A 15854-nucleotide genomic window follows, 5' to 3' on the forward strand; every position below is an offset into this window, starting at 1 on the left:
CTCAGCAGGTTCGGCCATCGAGTTCCAGCACGCCGACGACGAGATCGATCGCACCGCCGCGAATTTGGGCATCAACGTGTCCGGCAACGAAGCCGCCTCGGTGAACGATCTTTCGATCTGAGCAGGCTGTCGCGCATGTCAGCGCACCGCGCACGGACTGTCGCGATAGTCCGTGTGCGGTGTGCGGGGCGCGGGGCGCGGGTACAGGCTCGAGGAAGGCGTGCCGCTATGGTTCGGTGCGACGCCACAGTCGGAAGGGAGTGCACGCGGCCGGACGGACACCGAACTCCGGTCACCGACACAGGCCAGCCGGGCGACTGGTCGATACCGCTCCAATGGAACCGTCAGGACGCCCGCGCGGCGTCGTTGGACGGCGGCTTGACCACGCCGACAAGCGATCCCGCATTCATGGAATAGCTGTTGGATTTCAGTTGATCGCTGGAATTGCCCTCGATGGTGGTGATCCGGCCGGTTCGGGGATCCACGGACTCCACGATTCCCACATGGTCAGGGGTTCCGTCGCCCTCCCAGTCAAAGATGATCATGTCCCCCTTTTGCGCACTCGAGATGTTCGCCGCCAAACCCATGTGCTTGGCGTCGTTCCAGATGGATGGCACATAGTTCTTGTTGGTCCACTCGACGTTGTAACCGGCCTGATCCCACGTCCAGGTGGAGAAGGCCGCGCACCACGCGTCGTTGATGTTGTACGGGGCCTTGTAGAGCTTGCCGTCCGGGCCACGGAACATCGGGACGTTGTTGCCGCCGCTCTCGGAGACACCGAGCGCCAATTGCTCCCGCGCCTTTGCGATGATGTCGTCCCGCGTCCCCGTACCTCGGGACCAGGTGGCGTTGCTCGCGGTCGGCGCCCACGGTGACCGATTTCCGGCATCCGGCGCGCTGCCATAGGGGTTGCGCGGGAGGTCCGGCATCATCTTGTAGATATTGCCCGCGTCCCTCTGTACACCATTGTCCGCGTCCTCGATGGTGTCGTGCACACGGTCCACGCCCTCCAAGATCAGTTGCAGCAACCGGTTCTCCTCGGCGGCGGTCAGATGCAGGTTCCCGTCGGGCAGGCGGGTCAGCTGGTGTTCCCCTGGTTCGCGACTCAACTCGGTCTTGAGCCCGGCCACGATCCCTTTGACATCCTGGAACGCCTTGTTCGAGGTGTCGAAGCTCGAGATGGCGCTTTCGTTCACGCCGTCGTTCTGCGCTTGCAGCTGTGATGTTTTGTCCAGGAACGCGCCGCGCATGCCGTCGTAATTGTCGACCATCACCGACGACCCGGGATCGAGCGTCTGAGCGCCGTCCGCGGTGAGCTTTCGGCCGTCGGCGCTCAGCAGCTTCTTATCCGCCAGCCAAGCGATCATGTCCGGCTGCCAGCCGTCCCACCCTGACGCGAACAGCACGACCGCGTTCTGCATGTAAACGTTGGCCGCGTCGACGACCGCATTGAGACCATCGCTTGCATAGGCGGGATGCGGAAGGTCGTCGAGATCTATGTCTGCAAGGGTCGTCATGCACACCCTCCATCCGGCGTGGTCCCCACGGCCGGTCCCCGCGGGACAACGAACAACATCCGTACCTCTCTCGGCGAGAGTCTCCTGGCGCATGCGGCGCACATGCGTTACCGCGAGTATCCGGCATTCCCGACATTGGCGACAGCGCCGGCTACTGGCGAGTCGGACCCGGAATTCGGGTGAGTCGCCCACCGAACCAGTCGAATCCGTGGTGCCGAAACACCTCGTCCGAGGACCGCTTCGGCCTCAGAGGGTGAGGCGCACCATGTCCGCGGTGCGTGCCAGGCCAGGAAACGCTTGGGGGGTGGATCGCGGGTGCAGCGCGTGCACCGCGAGCCGGAACATGACCGCGCGCAACAACATCTGCGGCCACTCCGGCAGGTCCGCCCAGCGTTCGAGCAACCCGTCGTCCGCGCCGCCCCAGGCCAGTGCATCCACCACGATCACGCCCGCCGCCCAGGGCGCGGGCCGCCAGTACGGCGTGATGTCGCTGAGGCCGGGGACCTGCGCGCCCGCGAACAACACGGTGCCGAACAGGTCGCCGTGCACCAGCTGCGGCGGCGTCTGCACCGGTTTGCGGAGGGTGGCCAGCTGACCGATCAGTTCGATGCTGCGCCGCCCGTCCGGGGACGTCGACAGCGAAGCGCCGCCCGCGCGGAGGCTGCGCAGCGGCACCGGCTCCCAGGCGGCGCGATCGGCCGCGACGAACACGTCCACGTCCACCCACGGCACGACCGGGGGCTGCGCGAGGAAGCGCGGGCGCTCCAGATGCGCCGTGGCCTGGTGCAGGCGCAGGGACACCGAGACCACCTCGTCGTGCCGCGGCTCGGGCGCGCCCTCGAGATAAGTGTCCGCGCGCCACCCGGACACCACGTAGCGGCCGTCGGTCGCCCGCACCGGACGCGCCAGCCGCAGCCCGTCCACCTTCAGCGTCTCGCGGATCTTCGCCGACCACGCCGCGCGCGCGTGATCGGCGACCGGACTGAGCACCACGTCACCGAAGCGCCAGCCGCCTTCCCAGTCGCCGATCGAAACCGGGGTCACTTCGCGCAGACCGAACGTGGCACGCACATGCTCGGGGGGTTCCACAGAAGTCACGGCCGTACGGTACGTCGTGTCTGATTTGGCGCGCCTTCGGCGCGCCGTGTTCGCCTCAGTACACCGGCAGCGACTTGTCCACCTGGTTGGCCCAGGCGATCACGCCGCCCTGCAGGTGGGTGGCGTCGGAGAAGCCCGCGCGTTTGAGCGCGGCCAAGGCCTCGGCGGAGCGCACGCCCGTCTTGCAGTGCAGCACGATCGGACGGTTCTGCGGCAGCTCGGCCAAGGCCTCGCCGGACAGGATGCGGTCCTTCGGGATGAGCTTGGCACCCTCGATGTGCACGATGTCCCACTCGACCGGCTCGCGCACGTCGATCAGCTCGATCGGCTTGCCCGATGCCAGCAGTTCCTCGAGTTCACGGGCGGTGATGGTGGACCCGGCCGCGGCCGCCTGGCCCTCCTCGGACACCACGCCACAGAACGCCTCGTAGTCGATCAGCTCGGTGATCGGCTGACGCTCCGGGTCGCGGCGCAGCTTGATGGTCCGGTAGTTCATGTCCAGTGCGTCGTACACCATCAGCCGCCCCAGCAGCGGCTCGCCGATACCGGTGATCAGCTTGATCGCCTCGGTCACCATCACCGAACCGATGGACGCGCACAGCACGCCGAGCACGCCGCCCTCGGCGCAGGACGGAACCATGCCGGGCGGCGGGGCCTCCGGGTACAGATCGCGGTAGTTGATGCCGCGCCCGTCCGGCGCGTCCTCCCAGAACACCGAGACCTGGCCCTCGAAGCGATAGATCGAGCCCCAGACATACGGCTTGCCCGCCAGCACCGCGGCATCGTTCACCAGATAGCGGGTGGCGAAGTTGTCGGTGCCGTCGACGATCAGGTCGTACTCGCGGAACAACTCGATCGCGTTCTCCGGTTCCAGCCGGATCTTGTGCAGCCGGACGTCGATGCCGGAATTGATCTCCAGGATCGAATCACGCGCGCTGTCGGCCTTGGGGCGGCCGATATCGGATTCGCCGTGGATGATCTGACGTTGCAGGTTCGAAGCGTCGACCTCGTCGAACTCGACGATGCCGAGCGTGCCGACACCAGCGGCGGCCAGGTACAGCAGGGCGGGCGAGCCGAGACCGCCCGCGCCGATCACCAGCACCTTGGCGTTCTTCAGACGTTTCTGCCCGTCCACGCCCAGATCGGGGATGATCAGGTGTCGGCTGTAGCGGGCTACCTCATCCCTGGTCAGCTCCGCGGCCGGCTCGACAAGTGGCGGCAGGGACTTGGGTGATGACACGTCCAGGACTCCTCGAATCGCTTGGCCGATCGCTGCGGCGGTGTGACGCCCGTATCGGGCTGGCTCAACTGTGCAACACCGGCGACCGGGCCGTTCTTCCCGCCCATCGTTCCGTATCCCGGAGGCCGCCTATCCCCGAGGGTAGGGCCAGGGGTTGAAGCGGCAGTGCTTGCCGTCCATCGGGACCACGCCGTGCGGATCGAGGGAGGCGATGTCGTCGTTCTTGGTGCCGAAGGTCTGCTGCATCATCACCGGAGCCAGCCCACCGTCGGTCTCGCACGGCTGGTGCTGGTGGTAGCCGATGGCGTGGCCGACCTCGTGGTTGATCAGGTACTGCCGGTAGGACCCGATGTCGCCTTCGAAGGCGAGCGCGCCGCGCACCCAGCGGACGTCCGAGAGCACCACACGGCGGTCGTCGGCGTTGTAGCAGGAGGTATCGATCGGGATGTCGAAACCGCATTCCTTGCGGCTGGATCCCCGGGAGGTGAGCGAGACGCGGAACTCGGCGTCACCCTGATCGACCCGGCGGAACGCGAACTTGGGGTCGTGCACCCAGCTCTTCGGATTGGCCAGGGTGGAATCGACCATCTTGGCGACGGCCTCGTCACCGCCCAAGCCGGTGGTGTCCACGCCGTTCTCGATCTCCACGGTGTAGCGGAAGACGGTCGTGCTTCCGGTGCCGACCTGGGCGGTGGTGCCCGGCACCACATGCCAGTCGCCCGCGCCGGTCTCGGCGAACGCGCCGCCCTCGGGCAGTGCCCCGGCGGGTAGATCGGTGGAGAAGTGCCCGTCGCCCGGCGGGGCGCCGATGATGCCCACGGTGGCGGTGGCAGTACTGAGGCGCCCGAGCCCCGGATCCGAGCCCGCGATGCTGTCGGGGTCGACCGCGCGGATCGCGTCTACGACGACCAGGACGGTGATCACGACCAGAACGGGCAACGCGTACGCCCGCCAGCCGTAGGTCGAGACGAATCTGCCGAGCGCGCTCTGCTTCTTGGCGTCGCGCTCGGGTCGGCCGCGGTCCCTGCCGTCGTCGGGGGAAGTGGGATCCCAGCGGGCGCGTAGCGGCTGATGGGATCGTTCGGCCTTGTGCGAGTAGAGACCCAGCGGGTCGTAGACCTCGACGGCGTCTCGATCGGGCTGCTCCGGATCGGGCTGTGACACAACGGGTTCGGGTGGTTTGCGGCGCTTGCGCTCTTTCTTCCCGCGACCGGGTGACCCGCCGCCCGCCCCCGACCGCTCGGCCGCGCCGGTTCGAGCCGCACCATCGGATCGCGCCTCTGGCCAGGTTCTCGCCATGTGGTCCGACCCTACGGAACCGGAGGCGCCGGAGCCAGCCGGGCGGCGCGCACCGTGCCATCCGGCGGGGGATCTCTCCGGTCGGTCGGTCACGTTCACCAGCGTCTCACAGCAGCGAATCCCCACTCACGGGCACACCTCGCGGCCCGGTCGGTGCGAGAATCCTTTCCGGGTGGCACCAGTTGTCCGGCCCCGATCCGCGGGCGGGCGACAACCGGGTATCGTTCATGAGATAACCCGGTGCACACCCCTTTGCCGGGGAATCGACTGGGAGAGCCGAAATGACTGACCTCGTGGACCGGATGACGTCCCGTAGATCGTCGTCCGAGGCCATGGCACCCGCCAAACGCGGTACCCGGCTTCCGCGCGACGAGCGACGTCAACAGCTACTCGCGGCGGCAAGCGAAGTCTTCGTGCAGCGCGGATACCACGCCGCGGGCATGGACGAGATCTCGCAGTGCGCCGGAGTGAGCAAACCGGTGCTGTACCAGCACTTCAGCAGCAAGCTGGAGCTCTATCTCGCGGTGCTGCAGAACTACGTGGACATGCTGGTGTCCAGCGTCCGCCAAGCACTGCGCTCCACCACCAGCAACAAGCAGCGTGTGCGTGCCGCGGTGCAGGCGTACTTCGACTTCGTGGACAACGAGATGCAGGGCTTCCGACTGGTCTTCGAGTCCGACCTGACCAGCGAGCCGCAGGTGCAGCGCCGGGTCGAGCAGGCCACCGAGGCCTGCGTGGACGCGGTCTTCGACCTGGTCGCGCACGACTCGGGCCTGGACCCCTACCGTGCTCGCATCCTGGCCGTCGGCTTGGTCGGCGCGAGCCAGTTCACCGCGCGGTACTGGCTGGAGGCCGATCGGCCGATTCCGAAGGAGGAGGCGGTCGACACCACCGTCTCACTCGCGTGGGGCGGCCTGAAGCACGTGCCGCTGCACCCGATCGACTGAGCGGTCACGACGACGAACGAGCCCCTGTCCCCGAGCTGTCGGGGGCAGGGGCTCGATTGCGTATGGGCCGGACCGGGAATCAGACCGCGGCGAAACCGACGCGGCCGCCGGTGGTGGAACCGATCTCGACGTAGGCGACCTTCGACGCCTGGATCAGGAACTTGCGGCCCTTCTCGTCGGAGAGCGACAAGACGCCACCGTCGCCGCCGCCGAACGCACCGGACACCAGCGCCTCGACCTCGTCCTGGGTCTGCGCGCTGTTGATCACCAGCTCGCGCGGGCTATCCGAAATACCGATCTTGACCTCCACGGCCAACCTCCGAACCTGAGAGTCCTGTGCTGTCGAGTCCAGGCTAGTGGGGGCCGCCGACGGCATTCACTTCGGCTCGATGAGCTGGATCTCCAATTCGATCTTGACGGTGTCGCCGAGCATGCCGGGCAGGGCGCCGCCGACGCCGAAGTCGGTGCGCTTGATGGCGCCGGTGGCGGAGAAGCCCGCGTGCCGGTCGCCGGTCGGGCCGAAGTCCTGCACGCCGCCCCACTCGACCTCCAGGGTGACCGGCTTGGTGATCGTGCCGAGCGTGGCCTCGCCCTCGACCTCGAAGGTCTCCGCGACGATTACCGGCCGGGTGGCGCGGAAGGTCAGCGTGGGGCGGTTGGCGACGTCGAGGAAGTCGGCGGTGCGGATGTGGGCGTCGCGGTCGGCGTTGCCGGTGTCGAAGGAGTCCAGGTGGATCGTCGCGCCGATGGTGGCCGCGCCCGATTCGTCGACCACGAATTCGGTCTCGAACCGGGTGAATCCGCCACGCACCTTGGAGATGCCGAGATGACGAATGGTGAAGGCGACCGAGGAGTGCGCGGTGTCGAGTGCCCACGAACCGGTTTTCAACGTGGTGGATTCCGAGGTGGATGTCATACCTCCGACAATGAACGGACCGCGGTCCGCTAGCCAGACCGCCGTTATCCTGGACCTGACAGGGCGCGGATAACCGTCCTCGGACCGGGCACGATGGGATACATGGCTCGAAACGGATTCGCGGAATTCCTCATCGCGCGTCGCGCCGAATTGCGGCCGTCGGACGTCGGCATGCCCGAGGGCGGACGCCGCCGGACCCCTGGCCTGCGTCGTGAAGAGGTCGCCGTCCGCGCGGGGGTGAGCGCCGACTACCTGGCCCGGCTGGAGCAGGGACGCGACACCAACCCGTCGGTCGCGGTGATCGACGCCTTGGCCGACGCACTGCTGCTGAGCGGCGGCGAACGCCAGCACTTCGGCATGCTCGCGCTCACCTCGGGCAACGAATCCCGGTGCCCCGGCAACGAATCCGCCGCAGAGGAGGTGGCCCCGACGATCGAGACCATCCTGCGGGCCTTGCAGCCGACGCCGGCCTTCGTGGTCGGCCGGAGGCTGAACGTGCTGAGCTGGAACCAGGCGTGGGCCGATTTCGTCGCCCCGCTGGGGCTGCTGGACGGAGCCGACCGGCCCAACCTCGCGTGGTACACCTTCGCGCATCCCGCGGCGCGGCGCGTCCTGCGCAACTGGGAGCAGGCCGCCGATGCCTTCGCCGCCGCGCTCGGCCGCGCCAAACTGCACTGGCCGGGCGACGACGCACTGCTGGAGACGATCGATGCGCTGCGCGAACTCCCGGAATTCGCGCAGCGCTGGAAACCGCATCGGGTCGGCGCCGCGGGCTCCGGGATGCTGCACCTAGACCATCCCGTGCACGGCATGGTCGAGGTACCGTTCGAGACCCTGGAAGCAGACCGCGACCAGAGCGTCGTCGTCTGGCTGGCCGACCGGGCGAGCACGCACGCGCCCGGCTTGCGGCTGGTGCCCGGCCGCGCGGCGAACGCGTAGCCTGCGCTCAGATGCCGAGAACCGCCATGCGCTCGGCGTGACTGTCCTGCATTCGCTCGATCAGCGCCACGATGCCGTTGAGGTCGCCGGTGGCGGTGAGCACCAGGTCGGTGAGTTCGTCGCGCTGCGCCATGACGTATTGGGCCTGCGTGATCGCCTCGCCGAGCAGCCGCCTGCCCCAGAGGGTGAGCCGGTCGCGTTCGGAGCGGCTCTCGGTGACCGCGCGGCGCACCTCCTCGACCACGAACTCCGAGTGCCGGGTCTCGGCGAGCACGTCGCGGACGACCGCGGCGACATCCGGGGTCAGCGCGCCCGCGATCTCGGTGTAGAAGTCCGCGGCGATGCCGTCACCGACGTAGAACTTCACCATCGACTCGAGCCACGTCGATGGGTCGGTGGAGGCGTGGTAGTCGTCCAGCGCGCGCACGAACGGCGCCATGGCGTCGAAGACATCGGCGCCCCGCGCCGCCAGCGCGGACTCCAGCGTCTTGAAATGCCCCATCTCGGCCGCGGCCATCTTCGCCACCGCCACCTTGCCCCGCAGGGTCGGCGACAGCTTGGCCTCCTCGGCCAGCCGGTAGAACGCGGAGATCTCGCCGTAGGCGAGCACCGCGAACAGGTCGGTCACGCCGGGATGACTCGCGGGGATGAAGAGGTTTGCTGGGTCGGTCGACGAAACACCTGACGCGGCAGGTGACTGTGCTCCCATGTGCCCCAGCGTAATACTCGCGGCGATTCAGGCGGTCTCGGCCAGGAACTTCTCGAGATAAGTCCATGTCGTGTCACGCGCGGTCGGTGCGGCCAGGATGCCCAAGTGGCTGCCGGGGGCGCTCTCGTAGCGGACCATCGCCGCTCCGGTGAGTACGCGGGCGCCCGCCTCGACGGCGGGAGCCGGGGTGATCACGTCGGAGGGCCCGCCCACGAGCAGGACCGGCGCGGTCACATCGGCCAGCTCTATCCGGCGTCTGCCCAGCACCACGACACCCCGCCCGATGTCGTTGGCGAGGATGAACCGACCCCACAGCTGGCCGTAGAAACGGCCGGGGTACCCGGGCATCTCGGCCATGAACCGATCGATCGTCTCCATCTTGGCCAGTGCCTCGGTGCGCGCGATATTGCTCGCGACGAACCACGGCCGGGTCAGCTCGCGATCCCAAGCGGTGACCCGGTAGCCGATTCGAGTCAGTGTCGCAGGAACGCCACCGGCCGCGCGGACGACGGTGGAGGTGGCCCGGCCGCCGGTGAGTTTCGCGGCGGCGCGCAGTTGCGGCACGCCGGTCATCCGGTCGTAGTCCAGCGGTGAGCCGACGGCCGTGATGGACCGGATGGGCAGCTCGGGGTGCGCCGCGGCGGTCAGCAGGGCCAGCGTGCCGCCGAGTGACCAGCCCACCAGATCGACCGCGCGTCCGTCGCGATCGGCGCTGGTGCGCAGCACCGCCTCGGGGAGGATGTCATCGATCCAGTCCTCGAAACCCATGCGCCGGTCGGCGAAGGTGATCTCACCGTAGTCGACGACATACGGGCTGCGGCCGATCTCCAGCAGGAAGCGCGCGAGGCTCTGGTCGGGCCGCAGGTCGAAACAGCTGGCGGGCGCGGCGAGCGGTGGGACCAGCAGGACGGCCGAATCCCCTTCCGGCGCCGTCGCGTCCGCTCGCTCGAAGCGCCGCAGTTGCCGATGCGGCTGGTCCCACAGGATCGTCGCGGGAGTCGGGTCCGGCGCCTCGATGCCGGAGCCGAAGGTCAGTGCCCACGCGTTGCGTGCGGCGAGGGTGACGGTGTCGGCAAGGCTCACATCGAAGAGAGTCTCATATGCCGGTACCGCCGGTAACAGGCAAGCCCCGGAGCGCGCTACCGCGGGCCCATGCCGACCGGGTTGAGCGGCGGGACCACGGCCTCTTGCACGCTGCGCACCAGCGGCTCGAGCGACGTGGTGAGCTCGGTGATCGCGTCGGCCGACAGCACCGCGAGCGCGCCGGTCCACGCCGCGTCGTCGGTCTCGGCCTCGACTTCGGCGAGCAGCTGCGCGCCGCTGCCGGTGAGGGTCGGCGTGACCGGTTCGCCTTCCACCAAGCCCCGGGCGCGCAACTCGTCGAAGGCATCGGCCCACTCCGCCTCCGACACCCCGCGCGCGGGGCGCATCACCGATTCGGGCGCCTTACCGGCGGCCACCTGGGCGACCAGCGCTTGACGTCCACTGAGACCGTGGGTGACCAAGGCCGCGATATGGCCGTCGCCGCGGTGCTCGCGCAGCGAGGTGGTCAGCTGCCACAGCGCCGCCACCGGGTCGGCCGACAGCGGCAGGTCCGCGTTCGCGGCGAACAGCGCACGGCCGGTCGGATCGGCCTCCCGCTGCGCGGGCGTGAGCAACTCCACCGCGCGAGCGCACACCGCGTCACCCGCGCCGATGCCGCGCAGCAGACCGGTGGCCAGGTCGAGCCGGGCGGTCAGGCAGCGTTGCGGCGTCGCCCGCCCCCACGCCTCCGGCAGCGCGCGTCGCACCATGTCGGGGTGGAATCCGGCGAAGACCGCTTGCACCGTCGCGGGTGTCACCGCGCCCAGCGGCGCGGCGCGGAAAGCGAAGTAGGTCTGCCAGTAGCCGCGCAGGCCGATACCGACGCCCGCCTCCTTGACGCCGGTTCCGAAATAGACCACATCGTGTAGCGGTTCGAGCGTCGCCCAGATTTGCCGGGCCGGATGAATTCCCATGTGGCGCAGCGTACGTGGGCACGCGATGGGGCGAAAGCACGCGACGGGTCCGGCGGATTTCCGGGAGCGCGCCGCAGTGGCAATTCGAGCGACGCACAATATCACGCTACAATCGCGTCGGACAACGGAAAGTTTCGCTCGACAGAGTTGCCGGACGTCGCGCTCACGCACATCGCGGAGACGCCGCTGCGACCGCTGACCGGTTTCGGGTGCGAGGTTTTCGTTGGACAGGAAAATGTGCGCGCACCAATCCGCGTCACCAGTGCGCCGCGCCGATGTTTTGCGAGGTAGCCGCCGCTTATCCCGGCAGGCGCCCGGCATCCGGAGCGTGGCCGGGTGAAGTATCGCCTGCGGAGTCGTGGTCGTCGCGGACCGCCCGGTCCGCCCCACCTCGTGCGCGCGGGACGTGATTACGAGGAAGGCACGAACCCTGAGCAAGATCACAGTCGATCAGGAACCAGGTCTGGCGGAGACCCTGTTGACGGCCGAGTTGGACGCAACGCACACCGCCCCGACTTTCACCGAATTGGGCGTGCGCGCGGAAATCGTCCGCGCACTCGGCGAGATCGGAATCGAACGTACTTTCGCCATTCAAGAACTGACTCTCCCGCTGGCGCTCGCCGGGGAAGATCTCATCGGTCAGGCCCGTACCGGTATGGGTAAAACCTTCGGATTCGGCGTGCCGCTGCTGCACCGCATCGCGACCGCCGAATCGGGCACGACGCCACTGGACGGCACACCGCGCGCACTGGTCATCGTGCCGACGCGTGAGCTGTGCATCCAGGTCACCAAGGATCTGGAGAACGCGAGCAAGTACCTGACCAATCACCAGGGCCCGCTGCGCGTCGCGTCCATCTACGGTGGCCGCCCCTACGAGGCGCAGATCGCGGCGCTGCGCGCGGGTGTCGACGTGGTGGTCGGCACGCCCGGCCGGCTGCTGGACCTGGCGGATCAGCAGCACCTGATCCTCGGCAAGATCGGCGTGCTGGTGCTCGACGAGGCCGACGAGATGCTCGACCTGGGCTTCCTCCCGGATATCGAGCGCATCCTCGGCATGGTCCCGGACAAGCGCCAGACCATGCTGTTCTCCGCGACCATGCCCGGGCCGATCATCACCCTGGCGCGCACCTTCCTCACCCGCCCCACGCACATCCGGGCCGAGGAGCCGCACGACTCGGCGGTGCACGACCGCACCGCGCAGTTCGTCTATCGCGCGCACGCCTTGGACAAGAGCGAGTTGATCGCGCGCATCCTGCAGGCCGAGAGCCGCGGCGCGACGATGATCTTCACGCGCACCAAGCGTACGGCGCAGAAGGTGGCCGACGACCTCGCCGAGCGCGGGTTCGCGGTGGGCGCGGTGCACGGCGACCTGGGGCAGATCGCCCGCGAGAAGGCGCTGACCAAGTTCCGCAAGGGCGCCATCGACGTGCTGGTCGCCACCGACGTCGCGGCGCGCGGCATCGATATCGACGACGTCACGCACGTCGTCAACTATCAGTGCCCGGAAGACGAGAAGACCTACGTGCACCGGATCGGGCGCACCGGCCGGGCGGGACGCACCGGCGTCGCGATCACGCTGATCGACTGGGACGAGCTCAACCGCTGGTCGGCGATCGACAAAGCGCTCGGCCTCGGCATCCCCGACCCGGTCGAGACGTACTCGCGCTCGCCGCACCTGTACTCCGATCTCGGTATTCCCGAAGGCGTGACGGGCGTGGTGCGCAAGGCGCAAGTGGAACGCGACGCGGACGCGGTCGTGGTCGAACGCCCGGCCCGCGCCCCGCGCAAGCGCAACCGCAGGCGCACCCGCGCCGGGCAGCCGATCGACGGGACGCCGAACGTCACCGACACGGACGAGACCGACTCGCCCGCGGACGCCGAGAGCACGTCTTCGGAGCAGGCCGAGTCCGACGCCGACAAGCCCGCCCGCCGCAGGCGCAGGCGGCGCAAGCCGGGCGGCGACGGGACCGACAACACCGCCGGCGACGAGTCGAGCACCGAGGCCTCGGACGAGCACGGCAGCTCGGACGACAACGACGCGGAAGAGACCGGCACCGCCGACCGGCCCGCTCGCCGTCGGCGCAGGCGCCGTCGTGCCGGCGAGGGCGACGCGGCGGCGGAGGACACCGGGAGCGCGGCGGAGCCCGCGGCAGCGGCCTCGGCCTGACCGCTCGGATCGGCTAGTCTCGCTTTCGTGCTCGCACCCGAGCGGCGGACGCGCGCCGATATCATCTCCGCAGTCGCGATCGCGGTTCTCGTGGTGATCGCCGGGGCCTTGGTGTGGGTGCGCGGCGACGCGCACGGCACCGAGTCGGTGACCGCGTCCTCCACGGTGCCGACCCCGGCGGCCGCCGATCAGCTGCCCGCCGCGCTGCGCGAACTGTGGCACGCGCCGGACGGCGCGAGCGCGCGTGCGCTCGTGTCCGGCGGCGTCGCGGTGACCGGCGACGGCGATACGGTCACCGGCCGGGATCCGCGCACCGGTGACCAGCTGTGGAAGTACCGGCGCGACTTGCCGCTGTGCGGGCTCGAGGGCCAGTACGGCATGGTGATCGCGGTGTACCGCGACGAGCGCGGGTGCAGCCAGGCCACGATGCTGGCGGGCGACAGCGGCGCCCGCCGCACGGCGCGCAGCAGCTACATGGATCGCGACGTGCGGCTGTCGGTCGACGGCACCTACCTGCTCGCGCAGGGTCCGCAGCGGCTGGAGATGTGGCGCTCGGACCTGGTGCGCACCGTGGAGTACGGCTTCGTGGACGCGCCGGTGAACGTCAAGACCCAGCCTCGCAAGGGCTGCACGCTGCTGTCCTCCGGCTCCAGTCCGTCCCGGCTCGCCGTGCTGGAACGCTGCCCCGCCGACCCGGCCGAACGGCTCACCGTGCTGAACCCGGCCCCCAAGGACAACACGGTGCCGGAGGAGTACGGCTCGCACGTGTTGACCGGTCCCGGAGCGGATTCCGCGGAAGCCAGGGTGATCGCGGTATCCGACAGCCGGATCGTGCTCTACTTCCCCGGCGCCGCCACCGGTGCGGAGTCACTGCCGCCGCGCCTGGCCGTCTACGACGGGAACGGCAATCCTATTGTGGTGCATCAACTTTCGGCGCCGCTCAGCCAGACCGCGACGACCACCCGCATCGGGTCGGCCTATCTGGTCTTCACCGGTAACAGTGTGATCGCCTTGAACGGAAGCACTTTCGACCCGCTGTGGACCGCGGGCGCGGCGCTGGGCGCACCGGCGCTGATGGCGGGAAAGCTGCTGCTGCCCACCGCCGGCGCGCTCACCGTCCTCGACCCGGCCACGGGAGCCGAAGCGGGGCGCATCCCGGTCGAGCGCCCCGGCTACGGCGGCGGCCCCGTCTCCCTCACCGTGATCGGGACGACCGTACTCGAACTGCGCGAGGGCGAACTGCACGCCTTCGCGTGAGGCCCGGCGAACTTGTCGGTGCCGTGGAGCACACTGGGGGCATGAGCGAAACTCCGCCCGCCGCAAGCGAAAACAGCGCTGCTATCACCTCCTACGACGATCCGGACGCGCCGTGGAACCAGCAGTACTCCGACGAAGACATCGCGCACTGGAACGACGGCGTCATCCAGGAGTTCCGCGACAACTCGGGCAAGGTCGGCGGCGCGTACGAAGGCGGTGAACTGATCCTGCTCACCACCACCGGAGCCAAGAGCGGCAAGACGCATATGGTCCCGCTCGGCCTGTTGCGCCGTGGCGAAACCCTTTACGTGAGTTCGTTCATCGAGGACCGGTACCCCGCCTGGTACCACAACGTGAAAGCCCATTCCGCCGTCACCGTCGAGTTGGGGCCCACCACCTATCGAGGCACGGCGCGGGCGCTGGAGGGAGCCGAGTACGACGAGTTCGCGGCGTGGGCGATGGCGAACAATCCTTTGCTGGCGGACTACCAGGCCAAGGTCTCGCGACCGCTTCCCCTGGTGGTGCTCGAACTGGGGGACCCGATCGAGTCCTAGCCGGCGGTGGGCGCGGGTTCGGATCCGGAGGGCGTCCGATCCAGCGCACCGCCATGATCATCGGTGGACCATCATGGAGACATGTCCGCACTCGACGATGCCCGCGTTGTGCTGCTCCGGCACGGCGAGACCAGCTGGTCCACACAGCGGCGGCACACCGGCCGCACCGATCTCCCGCTCACCGAGCGCGGCGAAGAGCAGGCCAAGGCGGCGGGTCGCCTGCTCGCCACAATGCAACTGCGAAACCCGTTGATACGCACCAGTCCTCGGCTCCGCGCGAGACGCACCGCCGAGCTGGCCGGGCTCACCGGCGCCGTGGTGGACGACGAACTCGCCGAATGGGACTACGGCGCCTACGAGGGCCTGACCACCCCGCAGATCCGCGAGTCCGTGCCCGGATGGACCATCTGGACCGGTCCGGTCCCGGACGGCGAGACCGCCCAGCAGGTATGCGAGCGCGCCGATCGGGTGCTGGCCGCGGTGGCGTCGGTGCTGCCGGAGCGGGATATCGTGCTGGTGGGGCACGGCCACTTCTCCCGCGCACTGATCGCCCGCTGGGCGGAATTCGACGTCCGGGAGGGCCGCCGGTTCGCCATGTCGACCGGCGCGCTGACCGTGCTCGGCTACGAACACGACGTGCGCGCGATCCGCGCGCACAACCTGGTACCCAACGGAGCGTCACTGTGACCCGAACCGGCCCCGCCGACCCCACCGCCGTCGACCTCGGCGCCGCCGTCCTGCGCCGCGCGGTCCCTTCCGACGTGCCCGCCCTGGTCGATCTCGTCTACGACCTGGCCGAATACGAGAAGGCGCGGCACGAATGCACGGTCACCGCCGAGCAGCTGCGCGCCGCGCTGTTCGGGCCGGAGCCGAAGGTGTTCGCGCATGTGGTCGCGGACGCGTCGGGCCTGCTGGGCTGCGCGATCTGGTTTCTCAACTTCTCCACCTGGGACGGCGTGCACGGCATCTACCTGGAAGACCTCTACGTCAAGCCGGAGACCAGGGGCAGGGGCTATGGCAAGGCGCTGCTCACGGCCCTGGCGAAGGAGGCCGTCGAGCACGGCTACAGCCGCGTGGCCTGGTCGGTGCTGACCTGGAACAAGCCATCGATCGACTTCTACGAGTCGATCGGCGCGGTGGCTCAGGTCGAATGGGCGGGCTATCGGCTGGCGGGTGACGCGCTCGGCAAGCTGGCCGCCGAGGCGCGGTAGCGC

The 15854-nt window shown here is 69.0% G+C and carries 16 protein-coding genes; 7 read left to right on the plus strand and 9 right to left on the minus strand.

Translation table 11 applies throughout. From position 1 onward, the window contains the following. Nucleotides 1-344: 344 nt before the first annotated feature. The 4 genes from ON29_RS22280 to ON29_RS22295 form a co-directional block, all read right to left on the minus strand. On the minus strand, nt 345-1517 hold the full coding sequence (locus ON29_RS22280; protein ID WP_157172861.1) for a CHAP domain-containing protein: 1173 nt from the start codon (nt 1515-1517) through the stop codon (nt 345-347). A 246-nt stretch (nt 1518-1763) separates the two neighbouring features. Next, nucleotides 1764-2615 (minus strand): TIGR02569 family protein, encoded by an 852-nt coding sequence (locus ON29_RS22285; RefSeq protein ID WP_040869161.1) that lies wholly within the window; start codon nt 2613-2615, stop codon nt 1764-1766. Between the two features lie 55 nt (nt 2616-2670). Next, nucleotides 2671-3855 carry an adenylyltransferase/sulfurtransferase MoeZ gene (moeZ, locus tag ON29_RS22290; RefSeq protein ID WP_040869163.1) on the minus strand — a complete coding sequence of 395 codons (1185 nt, stop codon included), beginning with the start codon at nt 3853-3855 and terminating at the stop codon, nt 2671-2673. 129 nt (nt 3856-3984) lie between these two features. Continuing rightward, nucleotides 3985-5154: a DUF3152 domain-containing protein gene (locus ON29_RS22295; protein ID WP_083864002.1), complete on the minus strand. Its 1170-nt coding sequence runs from the start codon at nt 5152-5154 to the stop codon at nt 3985-3987. Between the two features lie 281 nt (nt 5155-5435). On the opposite strand from ON29_RS22295, the gene fasR reads away from it, so the two are divergent. After that, complete coding sequence (fasR, locus tag ON29_RS22300; RefSeq protein WP_040869167.1) at nt 5436-6101, plus strand: HTH-type transcriptional activator FasR; 666 nt, start codon at nt 5436-5438, stop codon at nt 6099-6101. 79 nt (nt 6102-6180) lie between these two features. Here the strand turns inward: fasR and ON29_RS22305 are convergent, their stop codons facing one another. Both ON29_RS22305 and ON29_RS22310 read right to left on the minus strand, forming a co-directional pair. Then, nucleotides 6181-6411 (minus strand): DUF3107 domain-containing protein, encoded by a 231-nt coding sequence (locus ON29_RS22305; protein WP_040869214.1) that lies wholly within the window; start codon nt 6409-6411, stop codon nt 6181-6183. Nucleotides 6412-6477: 66 nt separating this feature from the next. Next, nucleotides 6478-7017 (minus strand): YceI family protein, encoded by a 540-nt coding sequence (locus ON29_RS22310; protein ID WP_040869169.1) that lies wholly within the window; start codon nt 7015-7017, stop codon nt 6478-6480. A 102-nt stretch (nt 7018-7119) separates the two neighbouring features. Between ON29_RS22310 and ON29_RS22315 the strand changes: the two genes are divergently transcribed. Next, on the plus strand, nt 7120-7956 hold the full coding sequence (locus ON29_RS22315) for a helix-turn-helix transcriptional regulator (protein ID WP_040869216.1): 837 nt from the start codon (nt 7120-7122) through the stop codon (nt 7954-7956). Between the two features lie 7 nt (nt 7957-7963). On the opposite strand, the gene ON29_RS22320 is transcribed toward ON29_RS22315, so the two are convergent. Genes ON29_RS22320 through ON29_RS22330 form a run of 3 tightly spaced genes read right to left on the minus strand, consistent with a single transcriptional unit; the run spans nt 7964 to nt 10662 of the window. Next, nucleotides 7964-8665 carry a ferritin-like fold-containing protein gene (locus ON29_RS22320; RefSeq protein WP_040869171.1) on the minus strand — a complete coding sequence of 234 codons (702 nt, stop codon included), beginning with the start codon at nt 8663-8665 and terminating at the stop codon, nt 7964-7966. A gap of 27 nt (nt 8666-8692) precedes the next feature. Then, nucleotides 8693-9748: a polyhydroxyalkanoate synthase family protein gene (locus tag ON29_RS22325; protein WP_040869173.1), complete on the minus strand. Its 1056-nt coding sequence runs from the start codon at nt 9746-9748 to the stop codon at nt 8693-8695. Between the two features lie 56 nt (nt 9749-9804). Then, nucleotides 9805-10662 (minus strand): SCO6745 family protein, encoded by an 858-nt coding sequence (locus ON29_RS22330; protein ID WP_040869175.1) that lies wholly within the window; start codon nt 10660-10662, stop codon nt 9805-9807. A 409-nt stretch (nt 10663-11071) separates the two neighbouring features. Between ON29_RS22330 and ON29_RS22335 the strand changes: the two genes are divergently transcribed. The 5 genes from ON29_RS22335 to ON29_RS22355 all read left to right on the plus strand — a co-directional run bounded on the left by ON29_RS22335 (nt 11072) and on the right by ON29_RS22355 (nt 15851). Further along, nucleotides 11072-12829 (plus strand): DEAD/DEAH box helicase, encoded by a 1758-nt coding sequence (locus tag ON29_RS22335; RefSeq protein ID WP_051175478.1) that lies wholly within the window; start codon nt 11072-11074, stop codon nt 12827-12829. A gap of 27 nt (nt 12830-12856) precedes the next feature. Then, nucleotides 12857-14086: an Rv3212 family protein gene (locus ON29_RS22340; protein WP_040869177.1), complete on the plus strand. Its 1230-nt coding sequence runs from the start codon at nt 12857-12859 to the stop codon at nt 14084-14086. A 41-nt stretch (nt 14087-14127) separates the two neighbouring features. After that, nucleotides 14128-14640 (plus strand): nitroreductase/quinone reductase family protein, encoded by a 513-nt coding sequence (locus tag ON29_RS22345; protein WP_040869178.1) that lies wholly within the window; start codon nt 14128-14130, stop codon nt 14638-14640. Between the two features lie 81 nt (nt 14641-14721). Continuing rightward, nucleotides 14722-15327, plus strand: coding sequence for an acid phosphatase (locus tag ON29_RS22350; RefSeq protein ID WP_040869179.1), 606 nt, complete (start codon nt 14722-14724; stop codon nt 15325-15327). Continuing rightward, nucleotides 15324-15851 (plus strand): GNAT family N-acetyltransferase, encoded by a 528-nt coding sequence (locus tag ON29_RS22355; RefSeq protein ID WP_051175471.1) that lies wholly within the window; start codon nt 15324-15326, stop codon nt 15849-15851. Before ON29_RS22350 ends, ON29_RS22355 begins: the two co-directional genes overlap by 4 nt. Nucleotides 15852-15854 lie beyond the last annotated feature (3 nt).

This window comes from Nocardia exalbida NBRC 100660 (assembly GCF_000308575.1).
In the GTDB taxonomy this organism is placed as follows: Bacteria; Actinomycetota; Actinomycetes; order Mycobacteriales; family Mycobacteriaceae; genus Nocardia; species Nocardia exalbida.

Bases quoted from the DNA above. Each gene is read 5' to 3' on its own strand.
- fasR (WP_040869167.1), top strand. From the start codon at position 5,436: ATGACTGACCTCGTGGACCGGATGACGTCCCGTAGATCGTCGTCCGAG.
- ON29_RS22345 (WP_040869178.1), top strand. From the start codon at position 14,128: ATGAGCGAAACTCCGCCCGCCGCAAGCGAAAACAGCGCTGCTATCACC.
- ON29_RS22310 (WP_040869169.1), bottom strand. From the start codon at position 7,017: ATGACATCCACCTCGGAATCCACCACGTTGAAAACCGGTTCGTGGGCA.
- ON29_RS22320 (WP_040869171.1), bottom strand. From the start codon at position 8,665: ATGGGAGCACAGTCACCTGCCGCGTCAGGTGTTTCGTCGACCGACCCA.
- ON29_RS22330 (WP_040869175.1), bottom strand. From the start codon at position 10,662: ATGGGAATTCATCCGGCCCGGCAAATCTGGGCGACGCTCGAACCGCTA.
- ON29_RS22315 (WP_040869216.1), top strand. From the start codon at position 7,120: ATGGCTCGAAACGGATTCGCGGAATTCCTCATCGCGCGTCGCGCCGAA.
- ON29_RS22295 (WP_083864002.1), bottom strand. From the start codon at position 5,154: ATGGCGAGAACCTGGCCAGAGGCGCGATCCGATGGTGCGGCTCGAACC.
- ON29_RS22280 (WP_157172861.1), bottom strand. From the start codon at position 1,517: ATGACGACCCTTGCAGACATAGATCTCGACGACCTTCCGCATCCCGCC.
- ON29_RS22350 (WP_040869179.1), top strand. From the start codon at position 14,722: ATGTCCGCACTCGACGATGCCCGCGTTGTGCTGCTCCGGCACGGCGAG.